Raw genomic sequence first — 6,125 nt, 5'->3', positions numbered from 1 at the left:
TAAAGCAAATTTATTAGCTTATGCCAAAATGTGATCTTAAGAACAAATGCTATATCAATAAGTTTGATCATGCCCTTCTGAATGAGAAAAGGTGTTGGTTTTTCAATGATTTTTTGCAGTTCCTTACTTCCACTTTCGAAAATACAAATATGAGACGAGGTCGTCACCCAATAAAAATCTCGTCTCTTGAAAACCCCATTAACTGTTCCGGCACAATTTAATATCTCGGTAGCTTCAATCTCCGAATATGGTTTTTCACTTCTGGAGTAAAGAATGGCTTTGTTTTTTCCGCCAAGTACTAACTGTTCTCCAATTAAATTAATTGTTCTCACCCCTGATACAGAATCACTGCCACGTAAATTAACTGGCTGAAATATATCGATTTTTTTATTGTAAAAGTACAGTGTATTTTCACCCGCAGCCCAGACTTCGTCATTGGCAACTGTCATTGTCAGCATACTCGTATCTTCAAGATAACGATTGATTTTAGTAGCCGTATCTCCGGAGTATTTTATAATTCCGTGATTTCTGGTCAGGATCCATATATTCCCGTCTCCATCAATCCCAGATTTTCTGATATCGATATCTTCTATCCGATTTAGGCTTAGCAGCGGTTCAAAAGCAGCTTTTTGACTATCAAATTTATCAACACCTTCTCTATGTGTGACTAAAATGTCACCACTTTTTGATTCCATTATTTCAACAATATAATTATCACTGAGCCTCGATTTGCCATCATTTGTCAGAAAATTCTCTATTGAGAGACCGTTGTACCTTGAAAGTCCGTCCTGCGTGCCAAACCACATATGACCTTTTGAATCACGATAAATGGTCTCAATGGACAAATGAGCTAATCGGTCATTTAAGTGAAACTCATTCAGATCAATAGTCATTCTAAATTTGAAATTTTCATTTGCAGACACCTGAAAACCGAACGAGAGTGTTAAAAACACCAAGAGTCGCAAGAGCAATTGTGAAGCCAAAACTAGAAATGTTTTGAACACATTTGAAGATTTAGTGAGAGCTATAGACGTACAAATTTTTGACATTAACTTATATTTTTCACACCTTAGAACAAATAAAAAACTGTCGGCTTTCAACCTGTCACGCTCAGATCAGAAATCTAAAAACTGAATGAATAACTCTTCTATTTTTTCTGAGGACTTAAATTCAGCCAATTGTAAATTGAAGTTATTGATGATTATTCTGTAATGAGGTGATTGCGTGCTAATTGCAAATCTGACAGGTTTTAACGCAATATTTTCTGCAATTTTAAATTGACCAACATATGAACATTTGTGAACCAAACTAAAAAACGACAATTCTTCAGCCACAGCCCCGTCAATTCTGCCCATATTTAACAAAGAATATAGTATGTCATCTGTACCAACTAATACCTTATTTGGTATGAAATAAGAAGTTGGAGATCCTCTAACCCCACCAAGTAGCAAATTACTTCCTTTCATAAAATCACGAACGACAATATTGGATGTCGCTTTGGTTATCAAACTCAAACTCGCATTGTAGATAACGTCTGAATACCAAAGATTTGCATCTTTGTGTTCAATAAACGGTAACGTTGTTAAAAAGCCGTCAATTTCACCGGATAATATCAACCTTTCAGCCCGGCCCCGAGGTAGAGGAATAATAGCCAGATCAGTAATACCAACATTTTCCAAAATGCCGCGCATTATTTCTACATCTATCCCCGTCACCGCGTTGTTGTGTTGAAAAATAACGTACGGTTCAATATTTTCTGCAGTGGCCAGAGTTAACTTGTCACCTAAACAAGGAAGTACCGCAAAGTAACCAAATAGAAACACCGAATACCAGCAATGATTCATCGTCCTTTAGTGCCATTTCTGTCTTTGACACCACTCCATTGCAACTGAAAATGTAAAAGGGGCAAAAGCCCCTGAAACAACGAAGTTTAAAATGTAGAAATAACCCTTAAATCTCCTACAGCAGCATCACTTACGAAGCCAATATAAGCGGGATTACCCTTTATTTTTTGTAATATTGCCTGCTCATCCGTTAGTACTTCAGGGGGTTCGCCTTGCCCGGTAAAAACCAATTTTGCCCAATAAGATTTCAGTTGTGCCGGTGACTTACCCAGAACATCAGCAACAAACTTATCAGTAGTAGGGTTTGACTCCGGCAACGAAATCGGGACTGCCGCCCCCCCTCCAGGAAACTCGCTTTGTTTTCCGAGGAAGATTCGCACAATATCATCTTTTGATAGCGCACTACTGTTAGACGGGTGCACAACAATACTGACTGCATTTGCAAACAATGGCAGCAACAAACACGATAAAAAAACAGCCTGGCTTAATACTTTTTTCATTATTCCGATTCCTAAAAGACGATATCAACACCTAAAGTAACTACATCAAATTCTCCCTTTTCCCCTAGAGGTAAAGTCAACGGTCTGTCATCGTCACCAAAGAAGTAGTCAAATTTTAAGGCTGCGTTCGGATGGAAATCGTAACGCATACCTACCCCATATCCATCAATCAAACCTCCACCGGTAGCTATATGTAAAGCTTGCGCTGCGCCTTCTAAAATGGGATGACCAAGAAAGTCAAAACTTTCCAGCTCCAAATCCCGGTCCAGCTTCTCTTTTCTGACAGTAAGCAAAAGGTCGTTAAACCGATAACCTAAAGATAAATACCATCCATCCACATCGGGAAATGCAGTGTCATCCAAAGTAACCTGAGTGCGTTCATAGGACACTAAAACATCCTGATAACTCCAGTTAAAGCCAGCATAAGCGTAAATACCGTCTTTATCGGCGTAACTTAACAAGTTGACTAACTGTTGACCCTGAGCTTCTGTAGCGCCATTAGCAATGGCGGCTGCAGCAGCTCCCTGCCCTACGCCATTTTGCAATTCAATTAAACCGCCTTCGTCGTCAAAGGTAAGCGACATAACACCCGAAAATAGCGACCAATTGTCTTTAGAGACTTCCGCCCTAAACGACAATAAACTATCGAAAGATGCAGAAAGCTCACTACCAGTTGCACCAATAAAAATATCGCCATCCCAGGTACCATACAGGGTTTTTGTTTTAAGCAAAAAATCGCCTATAAGATGCTGCGTATCCAGGGAAATACCTTCGACTACATTAAACTCATAGCCAAAATATACTGACTTAGGCAGGCGGCCATAATCATGTGCATAGCCCACCAACTCATATTCGGATTGGTAGAATATGGGGTTGGCCATACGACCTGCATTAATAGTAAAATTATCATTCAGCTTGTAAGACAAGTAAGCCCAACGGGCCTCCAAATCAAAATCGTTTCGGCCTTCAGCAACCATTTGAATAGTTGCTGTTAAACCGTCAGCTAAATCAGCGCGTGCCTGTAACCCAAATACTGAATCGTTTTTAAACGTAAATTCATTGTCATCTGGTAACTGATTAATAGGTACTACGATATTGTCGTATGAGGCATACGATGCCTTCACAGATGCAAATCCATTCCATTGAATTTCAGCAAAAACGGTTGAAGAGGCAAAACTACCTGCTATCAGCAAGCCCGTTTTTAGCATGCCAGTGTTGTACTGCTTCATTTTTTATTTTCTCTTATTGTGTTAAACGTTAAATTCGTCAGTTATCTGTGTAAGTTCATTTGCCATCTCAACTAAATGAGCACTGACAGAGGCCAGTTCGCCAGACGCTTTTTCATTTTCCAGAGCTGAAGTAATCACCTTTTCAACTGTGCCGGTAAATGTGCGAATTAACTCAACCTGATTACTTGTTGCTTCCGCGTTGTCTTCAGACAGTTCCCTGATACGATTGATATCAAGAGCGATTTGAGTAAGCGCTTCGTTTGCAACTTCGATTTGTTCAAAACTGCTTTCAGCCTGACCTCTTGAACCTGACAATGCCGTAGACACCCTTTTTGCACCGGATTGCAATGTTTCGATGGTATCCTGAATGTCAGTGGCTGATTCCTGTGTTCGGGTTGCAAGCATGCGCACCTCATCTGCAACAACCGCAAACCCGCGTCCTTGCTCTCCCGCCCTGGCAGCTTCTATAGCCGCATTTAATGCTAATAGATTAGTTTGAGAGGCAATGTTTTGAATTACTTCTAAGACTGAGGTTACATGAGCGACATCTTTTAGGAGTTCATCCATATCCGTGACCGCCTGTTCAGCGGCCCCTTTCAACAACCCTATTGATTCAACGGTTTGAGAAAACATCTTCTTACCCGCTTCAGTGTTGTCATAGGCAGAAACAGATATGGCTTTAGCTTTATGAGAATTGTCAGCAATTAAATCTGTATCACAAGTAATTGAGTTAATTGCGGTTTCTGCACTTTTTGCATTTTGTGATTGCAAACCAGAAATCGTACTGGTTTCTTCAGCAGCCGAACTAACATTGAAAGCATGTGTAGAAAGCGGGCTGGAAAGTTCAACAACTCTTTTAAATGTACTATTCAGCTTTTCAATAAAAGCATTGAATGCAAAAGACAGAGCAGCAATCTCCCGGGTACCAGTGCTTTCCAATCTGACAGTCAGATCACCAGTACCATTAGAAAAACTTCTCAATGAATTTGTAACACGCAGGAGGGAATCTGAAACACCGCGCTGAACAGGAATTGATATTCCAATAGACAAACAAATACTAACCAACCCCAACACAACGCCTTGTGAGATTACTTTTTCACTTTTTGAACGCGCTAATTGGATATTTGCAGTAAGATTTTGATTTATTTCGTTGCGATAACTCGCATATTCCGTCTTGAGCGTCTCTAACAGCTCATTCATTTTCGCTCTATCCTGACCTGTCGGGATATAACCTGAATCTGAACTATCAATCAACGCCATCACCAGGCGTTTCGACAACGCAAAATAGTTTTCAAGAGCGTTTACCTGGCGTGAAAGAAATTCACTTCTTTCCAAATCCAAAGAGATCAAACTGTTGTTGACTTCTGATAACTCACTATAAAAAGCCTCAGCTGTAGCAACAGCATCCGAATCTGCAGTGATAGCTGCTGAAACAAAGCTTTCAGAAACACTTTTAAGTAAAGCTACTCGCTTTTCTGCCAATTGAAGTTTCGGATAATCATTTGATTCCAATGAACTCAATAATGCGCTGGAAGCTAAGCCATTAACTGTCACGCTGATTAAAAAAATCAAAAAACATATCACTCCAACAGTAGGAATAATATAAATACGTGCGGCAATACTATTGATTGTAAACTTTGGCTTGGCCATTTGATTTTCGTTCCTGAAATTGTCCCGGGAAAGGTAACAATCTTGAGGCACACCTAAAATCACAGATAGTTCAGAAAACATAGCCAAAAGTTCAAATTAAAGTAAAAGTTAAAAATCCCCCTTAAATTCGGTAACAATACAAACCAAAGTGTAATTTTTTACACTCATAAAAACTTAAATTCAACTCGAGGAATAACGAACCAATACTAGAACTTTATAAATTGTGATCATTGCAACATAAATAAGATATCAACAAATTTAACTGTTAATATTTGTGCAATAAAAAACAACGCCAAATGCGAATAAGTTAGGTAGGAAAATAAATCCAGGAACAGAAATGACCAGAACTTCGGACAATCGGGTAACCACGGCTTCCGCTCCAACACCGATAATTTTCGATTCACCGTTTAACAAATGATTTAAACTCTCTACGATACTTATTGCTTCACGATTGTCAGCGTCTATTTTGATATATGTAGGTAGGATACCGAGAAGTTTAATAGTCAGCGGATGTTGAAACAGCAATACACCACAAATCATTTTTGTCTGCGCGCCACCACCACCAAACGTCAATGTCTCATAACGTGCAGAAACAGCTTTTATTGGTAAAGCATTTAGATTGGTATACTGTTGACAAGTACCATCAGAAAGTCGATGACCTTCGCCTTTAGGAAACAGTATAAAATCCCCGTACTCAAATCAAATGTTTCACCTTCAATCTCAAAATGACTCTTTCCACTAAGCACAAGGTGAAACATCATACAGTTCGGCATGGCGGGCAAATCTATACTCCATGGACTGGAAAAACTAGAATCCGTAAAAAAAGTCCGCTCCATCTTTAAACTATCAAGAAGCTTTCCGATTGGTTCATCACTAATATGAGTTTCAATTCGTTTTTTATA

At 39.3% G+C, this 6,125-nt stretch carries 5 protein-coding genes and 1 pseudogene; all 6 read right to left on the bottom strand.

Features of this window, described 5'->3' with window-relative positions; translation table 11 throughout:
* On the bottom strand, nucleotides 1-923 hold a 923-nt coding region (locus tag AC0J20_RS16795; protein WP_473022613.1), incomplete at its 3' end, for a two-component regulator propeller domain-containing protein.
* A gap of 192 nt (nucleotides 924-1,115) precedes the next feature.
* Complete coding sequence (locus AC0J20_RS16790; RefSeq protein WP_473022612.1) at nucleotides 1,116-1,823, bottom strand: substrate-binding periplasmic protein; 708 nt, start codon at nucleotides 1,821-1,823, stop codon at nucleotides 1,116-1,118.
* Between the two features lie 107 nt (nucleotides 1,824-1,930).
* A complete protein-coding gene (locus tag AC0J20_RS16785; RefSeq protein WP_473022611.1) occupies nucleotides 1,931-2,344 on the bottom strand; it encodes a type 2 periplasmic-binding domain-containing protein in 414 nt (137 codons plus the stop codon).
* A gap of 11 nt (nucleotides 2,345-2,355) precedes the next feature.
* Nucleotides 2,356-3,573 carry a porin gene (locus AC0J20_RS16780; protein ID WP_229527931.1) on the bottom strand — a complete coding sequence of 406 codons (1,218 nt, stop codon included), beginning with the start codon at nucleotides 3,571-3,573 and terminating at the stop codon, nucleotides 2,356-2,358.
* A 21-nt stretch (nucleotides 3,574-3,594) separates the two neighbouring features.
* Complete coding sequence (locus tag AC0J20_RS16775) at nucleotides 3,595-5,223, bottom strand: methyl-accepting chemotaxis protein (RefSeq protein WP_229527932.1); 1,629 nt, start codon at nucleotides 5,221-5,223, stop codon at nucleotides 3,595-3,597.
* A gap of 258 nt (nucleotides 5,224-5,481) precedes the next feature.
* Nucleotides 5,482-6,059: pseudogene (locus tag AC0J20_RS16770) on the bottom strand (cupin domain-containing protein).
* Nucleotides 6,060-6,125 lie beyond the last annotated feature (66 nt).

The sequence above is a fragment of the Planctobacterium sp. R6 genome (genome assembly GCF_055755215.1).
Note: the sequence above shows the minus strand (reverse complement) of the source record. Positions and strands in the feature narration are given on the sequence as shown.

What these genes read in the sequence shown, in the direction of transcription:
- AC0J20_RS16785 (WP_473022611.1), bottom strand. Translation starts at nt 2,344, where the DNA reads ATGAAAAAAGTATTAAGCCAGGCTGTTTTTTTATCGTGTTTGTTGCTG.
- AC0J20_RS16780 (WP_229527931.1), bottom strand. Translation starts at nt 3,573, where the DNA reads ATGAAGCAGTACAACACTGGCATGCTAAAAACGGGCTTGCTGATAGCA.
- AC0J20_RS16775 (WP_229527932.1), bottom strand. Translation starts at nt 5,223, where the DNA reads ATGGCCAAGCCAAAGTTTACAATCAATAGTATTGCCGCACGTATTTAT.